Below are 21,417 nucleotides of genomic sequence, written 5' to 3'. Positions count from 1 at the left end.
GTGCAGCGGGTCATATCGACCCAAAAATTGCCGATCGATTTGCCTGAGGCCCTGGCAAAGCCGCGGATCAGTGCGACCGCAATGGCGACGCCGGTCGCCGCCGACAGGAAGTTCTGCACGGTCAAGCCGGCCATCTGCACGAGATAGGACATCGTGCTTTCGCCGCCGTAGTTCTGCCAGTTGGTGTTGGTCATGAAACTGGCGGCGGTGTTGAAGGCCAGCCCAGGTTCGACGGCGGTCATGCCGGCCGGATTATAGGGCAGGCCGCCTTGCAGCCGTTGCAGGAAATAGAGCACCAGGAAGCCGGCCAGGTTAAAGAACAGCAGGGCCGCCGCATAGGAGGTCCAGTGCTGCTCCTCGCGCTCGCTGGTCCCGGATATGCGGTAGAGCCCGCGCTCGAGCGGGGCCAGAATTGGCGACAGGAATGTGCGCTCGCCGCTGAAAACGCGATGCATGTAGCCGCCGAGCGGCTTCACAAGCAAAACGACGATCCCGCAATAGACGAGGATCTGCAGCCATCCGGTGATTGTCATGGGGGTTGGCTCCTTGCCAGCGGAGATCAGAAGCGTTCCGGGCAAACGAGGGCGTATGTCAGGTAAGCGAGAAGGAACAGGGTCACGGTGCCGCCGAGGATATAGTCGAAGAGCATGTTGCGATCCCTAACTTACAACTTGTCGCAGGCTTTGATGTAGCCGAAGCATAGAGCAAAGAACGAGATTCCAATACCGACAACAACGATGTCCATCGTGCATTTTCCTTATATTTAGTTTGTTCTTGTCAACTTGGACAATACTGTCCGAGCCCGTTCGCCTGATCATATCGGCGGCCGGATACATCGCTCTGGCGAATATGGATCAAAGTGCCATAAAGGTTCGAGACGGGACGCGGAGCAAAGAAATTAAAATCCCATAAGGATTTTACTGGCGCCGCCTCGGCGCTGGCCGCAGCTTCAGGAGGGAGGTGCGCACCGGCGCGCGAAGTTGCCGGGATTCAGTCTGCGCGGGTATAGATCACCGCGTAATGGTCCGCATAGGCCCGCTTCCAGCCCAGTTCGTCGAAGAACGGAATGCGGCTGTCGTCGGCGGTCAACAATGCCCAGCCTATCGCATATTTCTCGAGTTGGGCTTTCAGGATCGGCTTGCCCCGGCTGTGCCCCGTCTGCTCATCCGTTTCCGTAAAGCCATTCAGGAAAAGCTGATCCGCCCGGCCGTCGATATATGTCTTGATGCCATGGAAAATCAGCGTGCCGCCGAAATCATAGGAGTTCAGCAGATTGCCCGACAAATTGTGGCTTTCGGCGAATGCCAGCGCGTCCCTCGCCGAGGTCTTCTGGCTCGGCACGACCGGATAGGCCATGAAGGCCGCAGCCGCCAAAACCGGCAAAACGGCAATTCCAGCGCAAACTTTGGAAAAATGCCGCGCGAAAAATTGTTCGAGCCCGTCGCGCTTTTCCGCCGCCCATCTCGCGGCTGAAAATGCTGGATATTGTTGCGCGACCTCGACCGCAAGGACGACCGGGACAAGAAGAAAGAACAGGTACATGAACCGTATGTGGGTGAGATAGACGTGCAACGCGAAGACAAGGAACAGCGCCTTGGCCCAGCCAATGCGCAATCTCGACACGAGCAGCCCGAAAAACGCCATCAGCAGAGCCACCTCTTGGAGGGTATGCCGCGAGGCGTCGAATGGCTGCCACTCCGTAATGTAAGGCACCGCCTCATTGCCATAGGCCACCGTAAATGTGGCGAGTATGGCCTTGATGCCATAGGGATTGAGCAGGCTGACCAGCGGGCAAAGCAGCCCGAAAGCGATCCACTTGGCCAGCAGCCGGGGGTTCGAGAAGCGCGTGCGCATGAGGAGATCGAGGCCGGCGAAGGCGGCGATGACGAAACCGAAGGTGAAGGTGGCATGGAGATTGGCCCACAGGCAAAGCAACGCCAGCAGCCATAGAGGCGGCGCTTTCTCGTTGCGCGCGGCTTCGAAAAGACCGGCGGTCCAGACGACGATGATGGGTAAGGTAAAGATGTGGGGTCGGGCGACATAGATTGGTCCGATCAAAAGCGCGAGAACCAGCGTCAGTCCTATCGCCAGCGTCGGCTTCAACCACGCGCTGAGATACCACGACATCAAGAAGACCGTCAGCGCGATCGCTGCGACCGCCAGCAGCACCACGCCGTTCCAGCCACCCGCCTTGTAGGCCAGCGCCAGCAGGACCTGACCAAGCCATTCTTTGGCGATCCATGGGTGGCCGGCAAAGGTGTAGGAGTAGGCATCGACGGTCGGGAATGTGCGGCTTGCCAGCAGATCCGTGCCGACCTTGATGTGCCACCAGCTGTCTGGGTCCTGCAGCAGCGAGGTGGCGAAGCCAAGGAGCGCGGCCGCTATCACGACCGCCGCCAACAGGCAAAACACCAGGCTTGCGCGTTGAGTGTCTTCTGTCGCCAGCCTTGCCTCAGGGAATGCCAGTGTTTCGCGCATTGCTGTTCCTGAGGTGCTGTAGCGTGAAAAGGTTCCAATCAAGGCATCATTCCGCCGAGCCCGTCCGTGGACGCTCAACGTACGGGCTTGACCGCATGCACGAAATACTGGGCGCCAAGGGGAAGACTGGTGAGGAAGCGCTCGAGCGGCCGCAATCTTGCAAGCAGGCGCGGGAAGAAGATGCGGTAGACGATATCGAGCCCGGAGAAGCCCGCAGCCGCTATTCGTTTGCGCATTTGCGTTGCGTCGATCAGCACGGCGTTCTCGTCGAAAGCACAGTTTCGCACCGCGTGCCTTGTCAGCGGGTTCCATGGATTGTGTTCGAACAGAAAAAACCTGCCGCCATTGGCCAGCACTCTCTCGATCTCCTTGAGCAAGGAGACATGGAGGTTCTCGGGGATGTGATGAAAGACGCAGGCGGCAAAGGCGACATCGAAACTGCCGTTCTCGTAAGGGATCGTCTCGCCGTCGAAATGCCGGAACTCGGCCTGGTCGGGAAAACGCCTGGCGGCGATGTCGAGCGAACCCTGCGAGGGATCGAGCAGGACAATTTCGCTATCGGGAAATGCCGCGCGCATCGGCCCCAGCGAATTTCCGACGCCGGCGCCAAAGTCAAGTATCCGTCGCGGCTTGGCACCGGATCGAGAGAGCACTGTGGCCACATCGTCGATCTTGTACCGCGCAAAGAAATCCGGCGTTTCGCCGCTCAGTCGGATGCTTGCCGCATGCTGCTCGTGATATTCGCGCGCGAACTGGTCAAACTCGGCCTGAAGCACGCGTGGCCCCCTTCGTTGGCTCCCGGGTCAGTCCCTGGGCCAACTCCTGCAGACGATGGACGGGCAACTTCTCGGCGGCGGGATCGTGGGCAGCAATCTCGTTTATCAGATAGAGAGGGCGCCGCTTGGTCTCCATATACATGCGCCCGAGATATTCGCCGAAGATACCGAGAACCAGAAGCTGGACGCTGCCGAGGATCAGGACGATTGCTGCCAGGCTCGTCCACCCCGGCAGGACGCTGCCGATGAACCATGAGAACAGCGTGTAGCCGAGCGCGACGAGACCGAGAATGCCGAAGATCATACCGAGATGCGAGGCAAATCGCAGCGGCACGATAGAGAAGCTGGTCATCGCATCCATGGCCAGAAGCACCATTTTTCTCAGCGAATAGTGCGTGGCGCCGGCGAAGCGCTGATGCCTTTCATAGGGAAAGGCCACCTGCTTCAATCCGATCCAACTCACCATGCCGCGAATGAAGCGGTAGCGTTCGGGCATGGCGTTGAGGTGATCGAGCGCGCGGCGGCTCATCAGGCGGAAATCGCCGGAATCAAGGGCCATGTCGACGTCGACCATCTTGCGCAGCAGACGATAGAACAAGGCGGCCGTGGCCAGCTTGAACCAGCCTTCTCCCTGGCGCTTCAGCCGCTGGCCGTAGACGACATCGAAACCCTCATCCATCCTTGCCATCATCGCTTCGAGCAATTCCGGCGGATCCTGGAGGTCGGCATCGAGGATGAGGATTCGCTGGCCGCGGCAGAATTCCAGCCCGGCGCTGAGCGCGATCTGGTGGCCATAATTGCGGGCAAGGTCGAGGCCGACAATGTGGCTATCCTGGTTGGCTAGCTCGAAAATGGCCTCTCGGGTGCCGTCGGTCGCCCCGTCGATGACCAGGACGATCTCGTAGGAAGCGCCAACCTGCTCGCGGCAAGCGGCGGTGACGCGCCGGTGCAACTCGGCGATACCGCCGATCTCGTTGTAGCAAGGCACGACGACGGACAGCGCAACCACGCGCCGCGCCGCGCTTTTCCCTGTTTGTGCCAATAACCCAGCTCCCGTCATCAAACGGGGAATAGGCCAAATTTGTTAGAAAACCGATAAGCTGCAGGATTACGGCCACAACCCTTGTGCCGCGCATCTAACCGGCTGGCGCGTTCGAGCATCAAGTTGCGGGCGACGGGCGAAGACCTTCGGCGGCTCAGCCCTCGGCCTTGAAGTTCTTGGCTTCCTTCTCGACCTTCGGGCTGTCCTTGCCGTGCTTGCGTATCAGATCCTTCGCCTGCTTCGGCGAAACGTCGGTGGTCTCGGCCAGGTGCAGGGCTTCCTTGTCGTCCGGATCGCGCTTCTTCTTGTCGGCCATTGCGGCTTTCTTGTCAGCCATTACAACGCTCTTATGCTCTCGGCGATTTCGTTCAGCACCTTGCGGTCGGTGCCGTGGCGCTTGATCAGCGTGCGTGCCTGATCCGGGGTAATGCCCGCTTCCTCGGCGAAATGACGTACCTCATAGTCTTCGCCGCGAGCCGAGCGGTCGCGGCTGTCGGTCCTGGTTTTGTCATCGGCCATGGCAGCTCTCTCCTCATCTCCACGAGAGCATAACGGGCAAGATTTCCGGGAGTTCCTTCGTGTCGCCCAATAGCCTGCCCTTCGGCATGACCCGGCATGCGCGGCGGTTTCGGGACGACGACATGCTCAAGAGACGACACGTTCAAGACGAGGGCTTGGCGCCAGGCCGGACTTCGCGCACAAACAGGCTGGCTTCCTTGGCGGCAGCAGTGAATGCCCGTCGGGCGCTGCCAACCGCCCGCCGCTGCTCCATGGCGTCCATCACCGCTTGCAAGGCCGAGCGATATTTCGGCCCGCGCTTTTCGTCCGGCCACTTTTCGACCAATAGCGATGCGGCCTCGACCGCCCGCGTCACCGTCAGGATGCGTCCGTTCCGCCCAGTCTCTATTGTCACGGGAACGTCGAATTGTTCATCACGCATGGCACCATTCCACAACTCAAGCGAGATAAGTTTTGCAGACTGAACGGTGCAGCCTGGTATTCGTTCCTGATATCTAACGGGACCGATGGTCGAACACGACCCCCATGGTCCTACCAACGGCCGTCATGACGATAAGCTCGACCAGATCGTCATCGCTGTCGCAGCACGCCGGGGCCGTCCGGCGAACGACGTCCAGCATCGCCCTCGTCGATATGGTGTCGCCGGCGCCGAATCTTGAAAGCGCAGATGAAACAAGCTCTTGGGCCGTCAAGTCGGCGACAGTCACCCTCTGCACCACGTTCATTGGCTTCCTCCCGCCATGAACCCTCTCCCGGGAGAATGATACGCCGAACGTCGCGTTTCGCCAGCAAAATGGTGGTCCTACCAGCGCGCGGACGGCGACCGAAAATCGTCGGTTTTGCGTGAGGCAATCCGGGCGCGAGGCGGCAGCGCTTTTGTGCCATGCCACGTCGCCAAAGACCCATCCCGACGGCCGGGATGGGTCTCAATTTTACTTGGCAGCTTGATCTGCTCGGTTGCCGCCGAAGTCAGCACGGCAAGAGCGCGATCACGGCTGCGGGCAGGACTAGGCGGCCAGGTCGCTCGGAAGCTTGCCGCCATTCTCGGCCAGTTTTTTTATCAGTGCGTCATGCAGCCATAGATTCATTGTTACGGTCGAGAATGGAGGCGATGTCCGGGGCAGAGGACGGCGCGGACTGCGTGGCCGGAGCCGGAGTTGCAGCCGGGCCGGATCGTGTAGCCACCGTCGGCTGGGGGGCCGTGCTCGAAGCAGGCGCGGCGGAGGGTTGCGCCGGCGGTGCTTCGGCCGCAACCGCGCTTCCGAAAATCGCACCTTTGATACTGTCGAAAATGCCCATTGCTATCTCCTGTGTTGCCTTGACGGTCGGTGAGGCGACCGTCCCGAATGCCGCATTGAGCGCCCTGGTTGTACCGGACCACGAACGCAACGCAGGGGCAACTCCAAACTGGCTAAAAGGTAAAGGCTTGGTTGCGTTGTGAAATCGGCCCGGCGATCCGAGCCGGGAATAGAGCGTGCCGGATCGCAGCCCGGGAATCGTTACGTGCAATGGGCGAGGGGAATGGTTGGCAGCCAGTTTTGCTGACGCAGACCAGAAAAATCATCTAGGTTTTGTGTTCGCAATCGCCGAGAGAGGAACGAAGCCATGACCGCAGTCGTCGCATCCGACAGGCTCGAACGTTCGCCGGTTTGGGCAGAGGACGACCCGTCGGTCAAATGGGCCGGCGCCTTCGCGGTTTACGGCGGGCACGGCACCACCCAGTCCTCGGTCATTGTCTACAAGATCGAGCCCGGCAAGCGGCTCGGATGGCACACCGACGCCACCGAGGAGACGCAATACATCATCGCCGGCACCGGCGAGCTGCACATGGAGGGCGGCACCACCCACCCGGTCGGGCCCGGCAGTGTCCTGGTGCTCCCGACGCCGATCCGGCACGACCTCGTCAATACCGGCACCGAAACCCTGCGCGCCGTCGCTTTCTTCGCGGCGGCAATGTTCACGCAGACCTTCGACGACGTCATGCTGCCGCCGAAGTCCCATGTCCTCGGCACGCCCAATCGTGCAGGCTGAATGCGGTGCCGGCAAGAACCATCAGGCCTGCGGATGGCGGCCTCGGAGCTGAGATGAGCGTGCGCGCGGCAGGCAAGCGGCTTGGCGTCGTTATACGTCTGCGTCGCAGGCGGACAGTCTGATGGCGCCCGTCAAGGTCGACCCCGCCAAGGTGCACGAGTTCAGGGATGCCGGCAGCTTCAATGCCTGGCTGCGCGAGCACCACGACAGCGAGAATGAACTGTGGATCAAGATCCATAAGCTCGATTCGGGGCTGCCGTCGATCACGCCGAAGCAAGCCATCGACGTGGCGTTGTGCTGGGGCTGGATCGACGCGGTGCGCAAGGCGTTCGACGACAAAAGCTACCTGCAGCGTTACACCCCACGCGGCAAAAAGAGCACCTGGAGCCAGATCAATATCGACAATGTCGCCCGGCTGATCGAGGAGGGCCGGATGACCGAGCATGGGCTGAGGCAGCTCGAGGCAGCCAAAGCCGACGGCCGCTGGGCACGGGCCTACAAAAGCGGCAAGGGCATGAAGATCCCCGACGATCTCCAGGCGGCAATAGACGCCGAGCCCAAGGCGAAAGAGATGCTGGCAAAGCTCAGCGAGCAAAACCGCTTCGCGCTCGCCTTCCGCACCCACAACATGAAGACCGAAGCCGGACGCAAGAAGAAGATCGCGGCGTTCGTGGAGATGCTGACGCGCGGTGAGACGATTTATCCGCAGCGCAGAAAGTGACATCTGACGAGGCGTGCCGGCGCTGCGTCTTGTGCTTGTCCCTATCGGCGAGCCCCGAATGCGGTCGGATCGCAGCTCAGGCCCACCTTCGATCCTGGCGATGTCGCAGACGATTGTTTTCGACGAGCGTCGCCTGGCATTTCGACACCATCTCTCATTCGTTTAGTCGATGCAGGAACAAAGCTCCGTCCCCACAGTCGGCATACGTATATTAGCAGGCGCTGTTATGAGGTTTTTGCCCATTCAGGAGCCGACTGGCACGTGGGCCGTGTTTGATACGACCGTGGACGTGCCTGCGGACTTCGCTGGCAGTTGCCTTATCGGCTTGCCGCGGGCGCGGGCGGAGTGGCTCGCAGCAAGAGCCAATCGAGATGCGGCAAAAAGCACTTCGATTTGCCGGTCAGCTGCCGGGCCAGCACAAGCCGCGGTTCTTAGACTTAGACCGTTAGGAGAGATTTCGATGGTGCACGAAAAGGTAATGGCGGCTGCGTTGGCAGCCAGGAACCAGGAAGCGGACATTCGTGGTGTCTTCGACATCACCAACAAAACCGATGCGGCAATTGGCCCCCGCCGATTGGGTGAGGCTATCCACTTTGTCGCCAATGCACCTATCGTTGGCTACGATGTTCACGCCGCCGTCATTATGTACGGCCCACTCGGAACCCCCAGCCTCAGAGCAACAGATTGCGCACGGCTGTGGGAGAAGTTTGGCGAGGCCCTGCTGCAACAGTGACGGGGAGACCTTTGGGGCGTATGGGCACCACCATCGTGCAGGACACTTCCCTAGTGAGAACGACATGGAAGCCTGGCGGGGTGATATTGCAATTAAATTAGCGTGAGCGCATATTTTTTGCCGGCTGGTCTCGCGAACCGGCCAGGCCCGGCGGCCGGCCGCCAATGGGTCGTCTGGCCACCAACAAATGGTTCCGCAGGCCCGACGGTCCCCTTGGCAAGATCACCGGGACCAAAGCATGATGCGGCGGCAAAACGGGTTTGGGAGAAATGACATGCCTAAAGTTTCGGAGCTCTTTTTCAAGACAGCCATCGTCTTTCTTATTCTGGGAATTGCAGCCGGCCTGCAGATGGCAATTTCAGGAGATCACGGGGCGTTTCCGGCTCACGCGCACATCAACCTGCTGGGATGGGTCACCAGTGCAATATTCGCTGGCTACTATGCCCTGAACCCGGCGAAGGCTGCCCGCAGGACGGCGATGATCCACTATGGCGTCTACAATCTTGGCCTGGTCGTCATGCTGCCGGCGCTTTACCTGATGCTGCAGGGAAATCCGGCGCTTGAGCCGATCGTCGCCACCGGTTCAATGATTGTCGCTGCCGCCGTGCTGATCTTTGCCTTCGTGGTTTTCTCCGGCGAAACGGCGCGCTCAGTCTCAGGAATACCCGCAGTTCCGCGCTAAACCGTCGCGATATTGCTGAGCCGACCAAAAGCCCGCGCCTCTGACGAAGAACGCGGGCCGATCGGTGATGCAGCCCGATCCGCAGTAGGAACCCGGAAGGGACCCACTGCTCAGCGGCAACTATCCGCTAGTGTCCCATTTGACGAAGATGCCGGGCGCGCGAATCTCAGCGGTCTAAGGGCAGCACCGGTCAACGTGCGATACGAACCACCTACTGGATAGTGCCGAAATTCCAGATGTTCAACGCCAAAAACGGAAGGATCGCGCATCCCCCGTTCGGAGGATGCCGTCGTGCCAATAGGTTTAGTGGCTCAGCGTTCATGCTAAGCGCCATCCTCTACGAACGAAATGGAGAGATTATCATGCTCAAGGTCGCCTCGGCTCTGGCACTGCTGTTTATCGGGACAGCGCCCCTGTTTGCTGATGACATGCCAATGAACGCGGACAGTATCAAATGGGCCCCTGCTCCTGCTGTCATTCCTGCTGGCGCCGAGATAGCTGTTATTGCTGGAGACCCCTCGAAGGATGGGCCTTATGTGCTGCGGCTAAAGACGCCCGCCAGCTACAAAATTGCCGCACATAATCATCCCACCGCGGAATATATAACGGTGCTTTCCGGTAACTTTCATATCGGAATGGGCGACAAGCTCGACGAGGCGAAAGGCATCGAATTGACTGCTGGTGGCTTCGGCGTTGCGCCGGCCGGAATGAATCACTTCGCGTGGACGACAAGCGATACGATTATCCAGGTTCATGGCGACGGGCCGTTCGCGATCACCTACGTCAACCCGGCGGACGATCCGAGCAAAAAGTGACAGTTCGATACTTGGCCTTCAGCGTCCGAATGCCTCGCGAAAGCTTCAACCAAGGCCTAGACTCGAATCCGCGAGTATGTTCTGCAAAGAGGAATATTATTCAATTATTTCAATTTAGTAGTGGCGGAGAGAGCGGGATTCGAACCCGCGTTACGGTTTCCCGTAAACACACTTTCCAGGCGTGCGCCTTCAACCACTCGGCCACCTCTCCATCCTTTAGCATTTTCGCCGCGGCCGGTTTCGCCGTGCGGGTTGGGGAGATGCATCTCCCTTGGGATTCCGGCCGGAATTCCGGCCGTGGGCGCCGTCAACCAGCGGATACCCTTCCCCGCCCCCGTCAAAGCAACAGGTGCGGGGCTCATCTAGTCGATCCGGTGCCGAATGCCAAGACATAACGGCACTGTATTCGCTTTGCCGGATAGGGATGCCCTGGCCCTACCGCCGGCTCGCCGTTCTCGAGGCAGCAGCAGTCGACCAATGTAGGCAGCAGGCTTGCAGTCGGCACGCGATCGGCGGCGGTGTCTTCGCCGTCCAGCGCGCGACCGGCTCCGGCACAAACAGGCGGCGCAGGTTCAACTTCGCGTGTCGCGATTGCGGACAGAGCGCGTAGATCCTATTTAACAGTCCGACACGACATTCTGATAAACTCCTGGGGAGGAAGGGTCTGGATGTTCCGCTTCGTCTTCCGTCTCGCCGCAATGATCGCGCTTTCGATTTCGGTCATCATGGCCGTGCTCGACGCGACCCGCTCGGTGGCGGCGTCGGCACTGGTGATGACCCCGCTCAACACCAGCTGGCTCGCCGTCTCGCCGGATACGCGCAGCGCCTTCGAAAGCTTCGTCCGCGACAAGGTCAACCCGCTGCTGTGGGACGGCGCCATCGCCTGGGTGCTCAACCAGCCCGGCTTCGCCGTGTTCGCGGCGCTGGCCTTCATTCTCTATGCGATCGGCTATAGGCGGCAGCGCCCCACCAGGCGGTTCGCCGCGACCTGACATTTCCAAGCGTTCCCGGACCGAGCATTGCCGGATCAGGGAAGGCTCAACTAAGAAGAAAAGGAAACCGCACATGTTTCTCAGCGACATGCTGAACAAGAAACTCAACCTGCCGAAGCCATCCGAGGCGCTGCCCGGCCGCGACCGGCCGATCCCGACGGCGTCGAAGCACTTTGTCTCGAACAGGCTGCTCAAGGGTCCCTATCCCGAAGGGCTGGAGACGGCGATGTTCGGGCTGGGCTGCTTCTGGGGCGCCGAGCGCCTGTTCTGGCATATCGAGGGCGTCTGGGTCACAGCGGCCGGCTATGCCGGCGGCGTCACGCCCAACCCGACCTATCAGGAAACCTGCACGGGCCTGACCGGCCATGCCGAAGTCGTGCTTGTCGTCTACGATCCGAAGATCGTGTCCTATGCCGAGCTTTTGAAGCTGTTCTGGGAAAGCCACGACCCGACGCAAGGCATGCGCCAGGGCAATGATGTCGGCACCACCTACCGCTCGGCGATCTACACGTTCAATGACGCGCAATACCAGGCGGCGATCGCCTCGCGCGATGCTTACGAGGCCTCGCTGCGCGGTGCCGGCCGCAGCAAGATCACCACCGAGATCGCGCCAGCGCCGGAATTCTACTTCGCAGAGGAGGACCACCAGCAATATCTGGCCAAGAACCCCTACGGCTATTGCGGCCTGCAGGGAACCGGCGTCACCTGCGCCATCCCGGCCGCCGTCTCCGCCTGATTTTACGCCCCTGACGCAAGGAACATGCTGTGGGGGGGGGGGGGGGGGGCCCCCCCCGGCGACCAGGCAACCTCGCCGCAGCTTCCGCGTTGAGCCATCGGAGGGATGACATCAGCCTCGGAGAACTCCCATGAAAGCACTTCTATCCATCACTGCGGCAGCGATGATGGCCGGCGCGCCTTTGGCTGCTTTTGCCCAATCGGCGACGCTGACGCCTCTGACGACCGACACCATGAGCAAGGTTGACACCGCGACGTTCGTGAAGACGGTGCCCATCGCCAATGCGTTTGAAATCGAGTCGAGCCGACTTGCACAGAAGCAGGCGACGGCCGACGATGTGAAGGCCTTCGCGGCGCAAATGGTCACCGACCACACCAAGGCCGGCGAGGACTTCAAGGCGGCGCTCGGCAAAGGTCAGACGACGTCGGCCACCGCGCCGGCCGGCTCGCCGCTGGACACCAAGCACCAGGCGCTGCTCGACCAACTCAAGGAGACCAGCGGTGACAGCTTCCAATCGAAATATATCGACATGCAGACCCAGGCGCATAAGGAAGCGGTGGCGCTGTTTTCCACATATGCAAATTCCGGCGATGACCCGGCGCTGAAGGAGTTCGCCAAGAAGACGCTGCCGGTGCTGCAAATGCACGAACGTCATGTCAAGGAACTCGCTGCCGCCCATCAATGAGAGCGCAGGCAGTTTCGCCGACAGAAGACGCGCCACTCCGGCCGGAGTGAAGTGGCTGTCGTCGGGCCACACAGCCGGGAACAAAGCACCGAGAGTGCCGTTATTTACCCGGCTTATTCGGGAGGATCCAATGAAAGGCGGCATTCGCGAGGCGCCAAGGACAGTAGCGCCGGCTTTCGGCGCCGTCCCGGTCGCCGCTGTCACAGGCTGAAATCACTTTCCGGCCGGGACAGGTTGCCTCAATGCGCTACGGCGAGATATTTGCAAACGCAACGGCACTCTTGTTGCTGGGGCTAATGATTGGCGGCATCTTCGTGTTGTTTGGAGAACCGCTGTGGCCGCGGCACTACGCGAGAATGGTGCTGGTCACGAATATTGATGCCATGGCCACCGCGTCAGTCCGAACAAGCTGCGCTCCAAGTCCATGTCTGCCCAACACCATCGATCAGACCATGCTGGCTCCTCGCCCCGAGGACGGACAGTGATCTGCGATTTGCAGATGCTGCAACGCTGTGGAGCGGGATGCGGTAAGGCCCGCCGCGCAAGTCGCGCCGCGGGCCTTACCGGTGCAGTCAAACGGTCTTGCAAACCGTCTGGCTACAACTAGGTCAGGATAAGCACGATCTTGTAGGTATTCGGATCAACGATGACGATTCGGCCGTCGGCCAGCACGAAATATTCATAGGATTCGTAAGCCGGGACGATCTTGACGATGCGCGCCGGCAGACGATGCAGCCGGACCTTCTTCCGCGGAACCTCGATACCGACAGAGATGTCGAAATCGATGCTGGAAACCGGTTCGACCTTCGTCTCCCTGATGACCTGAGTAATCTCTGTCTTCTGTTCAACGGTCACATTGCTGATGGAAGCGGTCGAACTCTGGTCTTGCGTCTGCGTAGAGGCGTTGCCCTGAGTCTGCTCGGTGGTCGTGGTCCCAGTCTTGCCCTGAGCCTGCTCCTCGGTCTTCATTTTCGTGTTGCCTTGGGCCTGCTCGGTAGTGGTGGTTCCGGTTTTGCCCTGGGCCTGCTCGTCGGTTTTCATTTTGGTGTTGCCCGTGGCCTGCTGGTCAGTCGTAGCGCCAGCCTTGCCCTGGGCTTGCTCGTCGGTCTTCAGCTTCGGTTTGCCCGTGGCCTGCTGGTCAGTCGTGGCGCCAGCCTTGCCCTGGGCCTGCTCGTCGGTTTTCATTTTGGTGTTGCCCGTGGCCTGCTGGTCAGTCGTAGCGCCAGCCTTGCCCTGAGCTTGCTCGTCAGTCTTCAGCTTCGGTTTGCCCTGCGCCTGCTGATCAGCCTTGCCCTGAGCCTGCTCGCCCGTCTTGGCGCCGCTCTGGCAATTGGCAGTGCCGGCTGCACAATTGGCGCCGGACTGGTCGTCGGCCGACTGCTGCGTCTGGGCAAGTGCTGCCCCGCAGCTGACGCTGATTGCTAGCATGCTGGTGATCAGAACGCCTTTCATGAGAGATCTCCTTGGAAAATGCGTCCCTTCACCGAGTAAAACTGCGGCTCAAAAACTTTGTTCCAAATTAATGGAGCGAAACGGCAAGTGATCCGATTGGCGGAACAAGCTCTATCCGATGGCGTTACCGGCCTAGCGACCCCGCTGCGAACGGCATGGTGCAGCGCAGCGCAGAGGTGGCTCACGACGAAAGGAGATAATCATGAGAATGCATCTTTCCGCGGCCGCGGCCGGGTTCTTGCTGCTCGCGGGCGTCGGCGCCGCTGCCGCCCAGGACGTGGTCATCGAACCGCAGCAGGAAACGGTCGTACGCGAGTATGTCAAAAAACAGCCTCTGGCGTCCGTCCAGCTTCCCGGCGTGGAACTCAATGTCGGCTCGACCTTGCCCGACACCGTCGAGCTTCATGAAGTTCCCAACGTCAAATACCGCTATGTCGTCGTCGACAACCAGACCGTCCTGGTCGATCCGGGCACGCGCAGGATCGTGAAGGTCATCCAGTGAGCAAAGCGCGTCGCTCTTTGAAGGGACATGCGGCGCGTCCTGCATTGTCGACACCCAAACCGCTGCCCGTCCTGGGCAACTCGGACGCAGAAAGGCCCGCCGTTTCGACGCACGGCGGGCCTCATAGCCGAGTCGACGCCCGGATAACTTCTGAACCAGCTTTGGCTTGAGGCGCATGATCCCAGCACGCCAGGGACGGCAGCGTCCTGTGCTCGCCAGACAAGAAACTTTGAGAGAATATTCCCGGCTTCGCATTTGGCGGGAAATACGGTTCTTTGATCTGACGGTCAGCATTTCCGATGATGCCGGCAAGGCTTCGCACTCCGCCTGGCCGCAACGACTTCAGAACCGACGGGATTGATCATGTCTGGGAATATCAACACTTTGCTTCCATTCCTCTCAGCAACTATAAACCGGCGCGCCGGCCTGGCCGTACTTTTTGCATCGGCGGTTGCGATTGTCGGCCTGGCTGCGTCCGGTTCGTCGTTCGCCGAGGACAAGAAGGCGATCAAGGTCGGCATCATGAGCGGCGAGGATGAGGACGTCTGGCGTGTCGTCACCGCCCAGGCGGCGGAGAGAGGCCTGACGGTCGAGACCGTGGTGTTCAACGACTATACCCAGCCGAACGAAGCGCTGGAGCGTGGCGAAATCGACGCCAACGCCTTCCAGCACAAGCCCTATCTCGACAATCAGATCAAGACGCAGGGCTATCATATCGTCCCCGTCGGCTATACCGGGGTCTGGCCGATCGGCCTCTATTCCAAGAAGTACGCGAAGGTTGCCGACCTGCCCGAAGACGCCGTCATCGGCGTGCCGAACGACCCGTCCAACGAAGGCCGCGCGTTGCGCGTCTTGCAGAGCGAAGGCCTGATCAAGCTGAAGGACGGCACCGGCATACTGGCAACGACCACCGACATTTCTGAAAACCCGAAGAAGCTGGTCATCAAGGAGCTCGACGCCGGCATCGTCGGGCGCTCGGTGGAAGATCTCGACGGAGCCGTGGTCAATACGGATTGGGCGTTGAAAAGCGGGCTTGGTCCGGAAAGCCGCATCGCCCAGGAGACGGTGGCCGACAACCCCTACCGCAACTTCATCGCGGTCAAGGCCGGCAACGAAAACCAGCCATGGGTAAAGACATTGGTCGCCTCCTATCAGAACGAAAAGGTGAAGGCCGAATTCGACCGGGTCTACAAGGGAACCGGCATCAGCGCCTATTGATGTCGAACCGGGCATTGAGGCTCGGGCTATGGGAAAAAGCGGTCCGCGTTCCAACGCGGACCGCGATCGCGTTTGCGGATCGCCGAGACAGGAACTTTCATGAACCAGCATTTCGCCTCGGTCACCGAAGTCGTGCATCCCGTCGAGAGCCGTTCCGCGGGATCGGACTATGTTGTGCGCCTCATCGAGCTGAAGCGGCGTTTCGGCGCGACAGCGGCGCTCGATGGCGTGTCGCTCAGCGTGCGCAAGGGCGAGATCCTCGGCATTATCGGCCGAAGCGGCGCCGGCAAATCGACGCTGATCCGTTGCCTCAATGGGCTGGAACGTGCGGATTCAGGACAGGTTTTCATCGAAGGCAGCGAGATCAGCCGGCTCGGCGAGCGCGAATTGCAGCCGCTGCGCCGGCGGATCGGCATGATCTTCCAGCATTTCAACCTGCTGTCCGCCAAGACGGTCGAAGACAATGTAGCGCTGCCGCTCAAGATCGAAGGCCGGCCCAAGGCCGAACGCCTGGCGCGCGCGGCCGAACTGCTCGAGCTCGTGGGCCTGTCGGAGAAGGCGAAAGCCTATCCGGCGTCGCTGTCGGGCGGACAGAAACAGCGCGTCGGCATTGCCCGTGCGCTTGCGGCACGCCCGGCGCTGCTGCTGTCGGACGAAGCGACCTCGGCGCTGGACCCGGAGACGACGCGCTCCATCCTTGCCTTGCTCAGGGACATCAACCGGCAGCTCGGCCTGACCATCCTTCTCATCACCCATGAGATGGAGGTGATCCGTTCTATCGCCGATCGCGTCGCGGTGATCGACGCGGGACGGATCGTCGAGCAAGGGCCGGTGTGGTCGGTGTTTGCCGATCCGAAGTCGGAGATAACACAAAGCCTGCTCGGCGGCATCCGACCGCGATTGCCGGCGGAGATCGCAAGCCGGCTAACGCAGAACACGGGCGGCGAGGCTATCCTCAGGATCGACGTGGCGGGTGAGGCAGCGCGCGGCCCGCTTTTGTCCGACCTTGCCGCGGCGGTTCCCGGCTCGTTCCGCCTCGTGCACGGCGGCATCGATCACGTCCAGCAGCAGCCTGTCGGGACGCTGTTCGTGGCGGTCGCGGGCAGCGATGAACATCATCTGGCACAGGTGATCGCGTTCTTGAAAGCCCGCAATGCGCGGGTGGAGGTGCTTGGCCATGTCGACGGTTCTGTTTGAGCTCCTGCTTCGTTCGGTCTGGGAAACCATCCTGATGACGGCCGCTTCCGGCCTCATCTCGCTGGTTTTCGGGCTGCCGCTCGGCCTGGCGCTGGTCGCCACCGACCGTGGCGGCATTGCCGAAAACCGCTGGGTGAACCGTGCGCTCGGCGCTGTGATCAACGGCTTCCGCTCGGTGCCGTTCATCATCCTTTTGGTCGCGCTGATTCCGGTGACGCGGCTGATCGTCGGCACCTCGATCGGCACATGGGCTGCCATCGTGCCGCTGTCGATCGCGGCGACGCCCTACTATGCCCGCATCGCTGAAGTGTCGCTGCGCGAGGTCGACCACGGGCTGATCGAAGCGGCGCGCGCCATGGGCGGCAACCGCTGGACGATCATCCGAGAAGTGCTGGTGCCGGAAGCGCTGCCCGGCATCGTCGCCGGCTTCACGGTTACACTGGTGACGCTGATCGGCGCCTCGGCCATGGCAGGTGCCATCGGTGCCGGCGGGCTCGGCGACCTCGCAATCCGCTATGGCTACCAGCGCTTCGAAACCAGCGTCATGGTCGCCGTGGTCATTGTGCTGATCATCCTGGTCTGCGGCATCCAGTGGGCCGGCGACCGGCTGGTCGCAAGGCTGGATCATCGGGCATAGCGGTGCGCAGCGGTTGTTTGGGCGATATGCCAGCACCCGGTGAAACTGTCACTGCCGGTCCGGCTTCTCCACCGCGCTCAGCGCCGCCAAGCCTTGTAGAGGCGGCTCTCCAGCTTGGAGATATAGCTGGATCAGTTGCTCATCCTCTGCGCGCTTATAGGCTAGCGGAATACCTCTCATCTGAGCAGGCATATCCCAGTCGGGCGGCCGGTCGTTTGGCGAGAACCATTTGCATCGCCGAACTTCGACCCAATTCCGGCGAATTGACAAACAGTTGTCGAGGCCGTCGTCTGCGTAGCCGAACTCTACACCGCAACAAGAACATATATTATGGCTGGGTTCTCGTCCGTTCTCGCCCCACGGCAAATCAGGAGACTGATCGAGGCCGCAGATACGGCATTTGAATTTGTCTTGTGGATTCATTTGATCCCGAACATGTCCCTGGCTTGCTCGGCGGTATAGTATCCTAGCCTGATATCCTGAGCGACCAATTCCGGGTCACGCTGCAAGGGATCGCCATAGCCGCCGCCGCCCGGCGTGCCGACGCGCACGCGGTCGCCGGCTTTCAGCGCGATGTCCTGCTCCTTGGAGAGATGCGGCGGCACATGGGCTTCGCCGTCGCGGAACACGGTCACCGTATTGACCGCGCCGTCCTTGCCGCCGAGGGCACCCTGCGGGCCGAAGCGGCCATGGTCCATGACGAAGGAGGCGCGGGCGTCGCCGCGCAGGATCTCGACCTCATAAGTGAGGCCGAAACCGCCGCGATGCTTGCCCGCGCCACCCGAGCCCTCGCGCAGGGCATAGTGGCGATAGAGCACCGGAAAGGCCTGTTCCATGATCTCGACCGGCGGCGATTTGGAAATGCCGATGGTCGAGCAGCCATTGGTCAGGCCGTCGTGACCGGCATTGCCGCCATAGCCGCCGCCGGAGATCTGGTACATGACGTAATCGCGGCCGCGCGCCGGGTCGTTGCCGCCGAGCGCGAAATTGCCGCTGGAGCCGGCCGGAGCCGCCGTCACTCTGTCCGGCAACGCCTGCACCATGGCCGCGAACACCGCCTCGGCGATGCGCTGCGAAACCTCGGCCGCGCAGCCCGACACCGGGCGCGGATATTTGGCGTCTAGGAAGGTGCCTTCCGGTCGCTTGACGATGAGCGGCTCGAAGGCGCCGGCACTGATCGGCACATCCGGGAAAATGTGACGCATGGCGAGATAGACCGAGGACAAGGTCGTCGCCAGCACGCTGTTCATCGGCCCGGCGCAAGGCTTTGACGAACCCGCGAAGTCGAAGGTCAGCGTGTCGCCCTGCTTCTCCACCACAAGCGCGATGGTCAGCGGCTCGTTCACCACCCCGTCGGAATCGACGAAGGCCTGCGAGCGATAGATGCCGTCGGGAATGGCCGATATGTTGGCGCGCATCTGTTCGGCGGCGCGGCGGCGCAATTCGGCGATCGCCTCAATGACCGTTTCATCTCCGTAACGATCCAGGATACCGTTGAGCCGATCCTGGCCAATCAGCAGTGCTGCCGCCTGCGCCCGGATGTCGCCGATGCGTTGGTCGGCGACGCGGATGTTCGAGCAGATGATGGCGTAGATCTCGCGATCGAGCACGCCCTTCTTGAACAGTTTCACCGGCGGCAGCCGCAGGCCTTCCTGTTCGACCGCCGTAGCCGAGGCGGAGAAGCCACCGGGCACCGAGCCACCAATGTCGGGCCAATGGCCGGTGTTCGACAGCCAGCAGAAAATTTTTCTGTCCCTGTAGACCGGCATGGCGAAGCGCACATCCATCAGATGCGTGCCGCCGAGATAGGGGTCGTTGACGATGTAGATGTCGCCGGGCTCCGGCGGCAGGCAGCGGCCGTCGGCGATCATCTCGATCACCGTTTTTGTCGAATACTGCATGACACCGACGAACACCGGCAGGCCCTGGCTGCCTTGCGCGATCAGCGAACCGTCGACGGCCGAATAGATGCCGTCGGAGCGGTCATTGGCCTCGGCGATAACAGGCGAGAAGGCGGCGCGCGAAAACGTCAGGTCCATCTCGTCGCAGACCTGCTGCAGCGCCGCCTGAATGACCGAAAGTGTGATGGCGTCGAGCTTTTCCATCTCAGGCCTCACCAATGTCGATGATGATGTTGCCGTCGGCGTCCGATCGCGCCCGGTCACCGGGCTCGAGCACCGTTGTTGCGTCCATCTGTTCGAGGATCGCCGGCCCTTCGATGATGGCGTCGAGCGGCAGTTTTTCCCTGCCATAGACGGGCGTGTCATGCCAGCGGCCGCCATACCAGACCGGCCGGATCTCGCGCCGTGCCTCATCGAGCGTTTTGGCCCGGCCAGCCGGGTCGATCAGCCGCGACAGATCGATCGCCGGCCGCACGCCGGTCACCGAGGTGTTGAGGTTGACCAGATTGGCACGGATTTCCGGCAGCTCGACCTTGAAGCGGGCAAAATAGGCCCTCTCGAACAGTTGCTGCAGTACCTCGCGTGTCACTGCGGACGACGGCAGCGACACGTTGATGATATGCGTCTGGCCGACGAACTGCATGTCGGCGGAATGCGTGATGCGGATCGTTTCCGGCTTCACCGCTTCCTTGCCGATAAGCTCCTCGCCTTCGTTTCGGTGCCGTTCCAATATAGCGTGAAGCTCGGTTTCGTCGAGATTGGCCACCGGCTGGTTGACCGTGTTGACGAAATCGTGCCTGAGATCGGCGACGACGCAGCCGAGCGCATTGGTGATGCCCGGCCGCGCCGGCACCAGCACTTTTGGCAGGCCGAGTTCGCGCGCCAATGCCGTCGCATGCAGCGGCCCGGCGCCGCCGAAGGCGAACAACGTGAAATCGCGCGGATCGTGGCCGCGTGACACCGAGACCATGCGGATAGCGCCGGCCATCTTCATATTGCCCAGCCGCAGCACCGCTCCCGCCGCCTCGACGCCGGACAGCCCTGTGGCGCGGCCGATCCTGTCCTCGAATATGCCGGTGACACGTTTGACGGTGACCGGGTTTTCGACAGCAAGCAGCTTTTTCGGCGCCAGCCGGCCGAGCACCAGATTGGCGTCGGTGATGGTCGGCTCGCTGCCGCCGCGCCCATAGCAGATCGGCCCGGGATTGGCGCCTGCACTTTCCGGGCCGATCTGGATCAGGCCTGCCGCATCGACGCGGGCGATCGAGCCGCCTCCGGCGCCGACCGTGTGCACCGCCACCATCGGCACGTGAATCGGCATCGCATATTCGATCTCGATCTCGTTCGACACCGCCGGTTCGGCATCGCGGATCAGCGCCACGTCGGTCGAGGTGCCGCCCATGTCGTAGGTGACCAAGTTTTCGAAGCCGGCGCGCTTGCCGGTATAGGCGGCAGCAATGACGCCGGAAGCGGGGCCGGACATGACGGTCTTGGCCGATTCACGTGTGACAAAGCGGGCCGAGATCATGCCGCCATTGCCGTTCATGATCAGGAAGTCGCGGGCGTAGCCTTTTGACGCCAGTTCCTTGCGCAGCCGCTCGACATAGCGCTCGAGGATCGGCTGCACCGAGGCGTTGACCGAAGCGGTGACGCCGCGCTCGAATTCGCGCGCTTCCGACAGCAGCGCATGGCCTGACGTGATGTAGCCGTTCGGCCAAAGCTCGGCGGCGATCTCGGCCGCCCGCCGCTCATGCGCCGGGTTGGCGTAGGAATGCAGGAAATGAATGACGAGGGATTCGCAGCCGGCCTCGATCAGCTGTAAAATCGCTGCCCGCATCTCGGCCTCGTCGAGCGGGATGCGCACCGCGCCCGAGGCCTCTATCCGCTCCGACACTTCGAGCCGCAGATTGCGCGGAATGATCGGGACGAAGGTGCCCGTCATGCCATAGGCCTGCGGCCGGGTCCGCCGGCCAAGCTCGATCACGTCGCGAAAGCCGCGCGTGGTGATCATGCCGGTCTTCGCCAGCCGGCGCTCCAGCACCGCGTTGGTGGTGGTCGTCGTGCCGTGCACGATGAGGTCGATGCCGTCAACCGGAAAGCCGGTGGCGCCAAGCGCCGAAACGACGCCGAAAGCCTGGTTGTCGACCGTGGTCGGAGTCTTGGCGATATGCACCCTGCCACCGTCACGGCCGTCGATCAGAAGCAGGTCGGTAAAGGTTCCGCCGACATCGATGCCGGCGACGACGCTGCCCGCCGAATCCAGAGCTTGCGCCGAAAAATTCTGTTCCATTGTCGAAACC

Annotated in this window: 25 protein-coding genes and 1 tRNA gene; 13 read left to right on the top strand and 13 right to left on the bottom strand. The window is 61.5% G+C overall.

Annotated elements, in window-relative coordinates; all coding sequences use genetic code 11:
- The 9 genes from NKJ08_RS18125 to NKJ08_RS18085 form a co-directional block, all read right to left on the bottom strand.
- Positions 1-533 (bottom strand): potassium-transporting ATPase subunit KdpA (locus tag NKJ08_RS18125; protein ID WP_352782515.1); only part of this gene is annotated, 533 nt, incomplete at its 3' end.
- 26 nt (positions 534-559) lie between these two features.
- Positions 560-649, bottom strand: coding sequence for a potassium-transporting ATPase subunit F (locus tag NKJ08_RS18120; protein ID WP_352780616.1), 90 nt, complete (start codon positions 647-649; stop codon positions 560-562).
- A 341-nt stretch (positions 650-990) separates the two neighbouring features.
- Positions 991-2,478, bottom strand: a complete 1,488-nt coding sequence (locus tag NKJ08_RS18115; protein ID WP_352532358.1) for a hypothetical protein — start codon at positions 2,476-2,478, stop codon at positions 991-993.
- A 74-nt stretch (positions 2,479-2,552) separates the two neighbouring features.
- A complete protein-coding gene (locus NKJ08_RS18110) occupies positions 2,553-3,254 on the bottom strand; it encodes a class I SAM-dependent methyltransferase (RefSeq protein ID WP_352782512.1) in 702 nt (233 codons plus the stop codon).
- A complete protein-coding gene (locus NKJ08_RS18105) occupies positions 3,235-4,314 on the bottom strand; it encodes a glycosyltransferase family 2 protein (RefSeq protein WP_352532354.1) in 1,080 nt (359 codons plus the stop codon). The genes NKJ08_RS18110 and NKJ08_RS18105 overlap by 20 nt, the downstream gene beginning before the upstream one ends.
- A 136-nt stretch (positions 4,315-4,450) precedes the next feature.
- Positions 4,451-4,633 (bottom strand): hypothetical protein, encoded by a 183-nt coding sequence (locus NKJ08_RS18100; RefSeq protein WP_352532352.1) that lies wholly within the window; start codon positions 4,631-4,633, stop codon positions 4,451-4,453.
- Complete coding sequence (locus NKJ08_RS18095) at positions 4,633-4,815, bottom strand: DUF3606 domain-containing protein (protein ID WP_352782510.1); 183 nt, start codon at positions 4,813-4,815, stop codon at positions 4,633-4,635. Before NKJ08_RS18095 ends, NKJ08_RS18100 begins: the two co-directional genes overlap by 1 nt.
- A gap of 142 nt (positions 4,816-4,957) precedes the next feature.
- Positions 4,958-5,236 (bottom strand): DUF982 domain-containing protein, encoded by a 279-nt coding sequence (locus tag NKJ08_RS18090; RefSeq protein WP_352782508.1) that lies wholly within the window; start codon positions 5,234-5,236, stop codon positions 4,958-4,960.
- A 73-nt stretch (positions 5,237-5,309) separates the two neighbouring features.
- Positions 5,310-5,540, bottom strand: coding sequence for a hypothetical protein (locus tag NKJ08_RS18085; protein WP_352532346.1), 231 nt, complete (start codon positions 5,538-5,540; stop codon positions 5,310-5,312).
- An 880-nt stretch (positions 5,541-6,420) separates the two neighbouring features.
- Between NKJ08_RS18085 and NKJ08_RS18075 the strand changes: the two genes are divergently transcribed.
- The 5 genes from NKJ08_RS18075 (at position 6,421) to NKJ08_RS18055 (ending at position 9,797) form a co-directional block, all read left to right on the top strand.
- The gene (locus tag NKJ08_RS18075) at positions 6,421-6,846 is read left to right on the top strand and encodes a cupin domain-containing protein (RefSeq protein ID WP_352782506.1); all 426 of its coding nucleotides are present in this window, start codon (positions 6,421-6,423) and stop codon (positions 6,844-6,846) included.
- Positions 6,847-6,967: 121 nt separating this feature from the next.
- Positions 6,968-7,567, top strand: coding sequence for a YdeI/OmpD-associated family protein (locus NKJ08_RS18070; RefSeq protein ID WP_352782504.1), 600 nt, complete (start codon positions 6,968-6,970; stop codon positions 7,565-7,567).
- 460 nt (positions 7,568-8,027) lie between these two features.
- Positions 8,028-8,300, top strand: coding sequence for a hypothetical protein (locus NKJ08_RS18065; RefSeq protein WP_352782502.1), 273 nt, complete (start codon positions 8,028-8,030; stop codon positions 8,298-8,300).
- 274 nt (positions 8,301-8,574) lie between these two features.
- Positions 8,575-8,982, top strand: a complete 408-nt coding sequence (locus tag NKJ08_RS18060) for a hypothetical protein (RefSeq protein ID WP_352782500.1) — start codon at positions 8,575-8,577, stop codon at positions 8,980-8,982.
- 362 nt (positions 8,983-9,344) lie between these two features.
- Positions 9,345-9,797, top strand: coding sequence for a cupin domain-containing protein (locus tag NKJ08_RS18055; protein WP_352782498.1), 453 nt, complete (start codon positions 9,345-9,347; stop codon positions 9,795-9,797).
- Between the two features lie 121 nt (positions 9,798-9,918).
- Here NKJ08_RS18055 and NKJ08_RS18050 read toward each other — a convergent pair.
- Positions 9,919-10,008, bottom strand: a tRNA-Ser gene (locus NKJ08_RS18050).
- Between the two features lie 457 nt (positions 10,009-10,465).
- Between NKJ08_RS18050 and NKJ08_RS18045 the strand changes: the two genes are divergently transcribed.
- The 4 genes from NKJ08_RS18045 (at position 10,466) to NKJ08_RS18030 (ending at position 12,695) form a co-directional block, all read left to right on the top strand.
- Positions 10,466-10,789: a hypothetical protein gene (locus tag NKJ08_RS18045; RefSeq protein ID WP_352782496.1), complete on the top strand. Its 324-nt coding sequence runs from the start codon at positions 10,466-10,468 to the stop codon at positions 10,787-10,789.
- A gap of 73 nt (positions 10,790-10,862) precedes the next feature.
- Positions 10,863-11,525: a peptide-methionine (S)-S-oxide reductase MsrA gene (gene msrA, locus NKJ08_RS18040; protein ID WP_352782494.1), complete on the top strand. Its 663-nt coding sequence runs from the start codon at positions 10,863-10,865 to the stop codon at positions 11,523-11,525.
- Positions 11,526-11,655: 130 nt separating this feature from the next.
- Entirely contained in the window at positions 11,656-12,210 is a 555-nt protein-coding gene (locus tag NKJ08_RS18035; protein ID WP_352782492.1) for a DUF4142 domain-containing protein, read from the top strand.
- A gap of 242 nt (positions 12,211-12,452) precedes the next feature.
- Positions 12,453-12,695: a polymerase gene (locus NKJ08_RS18030; protein ID WP_352782490.1), complete on the top strand. Its 243-nt coding sequence runs from the start codon at positions 12,453-12,455 to the stop codon at positions 12,693-12,695.
- 118 nt (positions 12,696-12,813) lie between these two features.
- Here NKJ08_RS18030 and NKJ08_RS18025 read toward each other — a convergent pair whose 3' ends face one another.
- Positions 12,814-13,662 carry a DUF1236 domain-containing protein gene (locus NKJ08_RS18025; protein ID WP_352782488.1) on the bottom strand — a complete coding sequence of 283 codons (849 nt, stop codon included), beginning with the start codon at positions 13,660-13,662 and terminating at the stop codon, positions 12,814-12,816.
- A 202-nt stretch (positions 13,663-13,864) separates the two neighbouring features.
- Between NKJ08_RS18025 and NKJ08_RS18020 the strand changes: the two genes are divergently transcribed.
- From NKJ08_RS18020 to NKJ08_RS18005, 4 genes are all read left to right on the top strand, one after another.
- Positions 13,865-14,164 carry a DUF1236 domain-containing protein gene (locus NKJ08_RS18020; protein WP_352527653.1) on the top strand — a complete coding sequence of 100 codons (300 nt, stop codon included), beginning with the start codon at positions 13,865-13,867 and terminating at the stop codon, positions 14,162-14,164.
- A 363-nt stretch (positions 14,165-14,527) separates the two neighbouring features.
- Positions 14,528-15,382, top strand: coding sequence for a MetQ/NlpA family ABC transporter substrate-binding protein (locus tag NKJ08_RS18015; protein ID WP_352527651.1), 855 nt, complete (start codon positions 14,528-14,530; stop codon positions 15,380-15,382).
- 99 nt (positions 15,383-15,481) lie between these two features.
- A complete protein-coding gene (locus tag NKJ08_RS18010) occupies positions 15,482-16,579 on the top strand; it encodes a methionine ABC transporter ATP-binding protein (RefSeq protein WP_352782487.1) in 1,098 nt (365 codons plus the stop codon).
- On the top strand, positions 16,560-17,216 hold the full coding sequence (locus NKJ08_RS18005) for a methionine ABC transporter permease (RefSeq protein WP_352782485.1): 657 nt from the start codon (positions 16,560-16,562) through the stop codon (positions 17,214-17,216). Before NKJ08_RS18010 ends, NKJ08_RS18005 begins: the two co-directional genes overlap by 20 nt.
- A gap of 419 nt (positions 17,217-17,635) precedes the next feature.
- Here NKJ08_RS18005 and NKJ08_RS18000 read toward each other — a convergent pair whose 3' ends face one another.
- Positions 17,636-19,321: a hydantoinase B/oxoprolinase family protein gene (locus NKJ08_RS18000; RefSeq protein ID WP_352527645.1), complete on the bottom strand. Its 1,686-nt coding sequence runs from the start codon at positions 19,319-19,321 to the stop codon at positions 17,636-17,638.
- Between the two features lies 1 nt (position 19,322).
- Complete coding sequence (locus tag NKJ08_RS17995) at positions 19,323-21,407, bottom strand: hydantoinase/oxoprolinase family protein (protein WP_352782483.1); 2,085 nt, start codon at positions 21,405-21,407, stop codon at positions 19,323-19,325.
- Positions 21,408-21,417: the final 10 nt, after the last annotated feature.

The organism is Mesorhizobium sp. M0244 (assembly GCF_040321795.1).
Lineage (GTDB): Bacteria > Pseudomonadota > Alphaproteobacteria > Rhizobiales > Rhizobiaceae > Mesorhizobium.
Note: the sequence above shows the minus strand (reverse complement) of the source record. Positions and strands in the feature narration are given on the sequence as shown.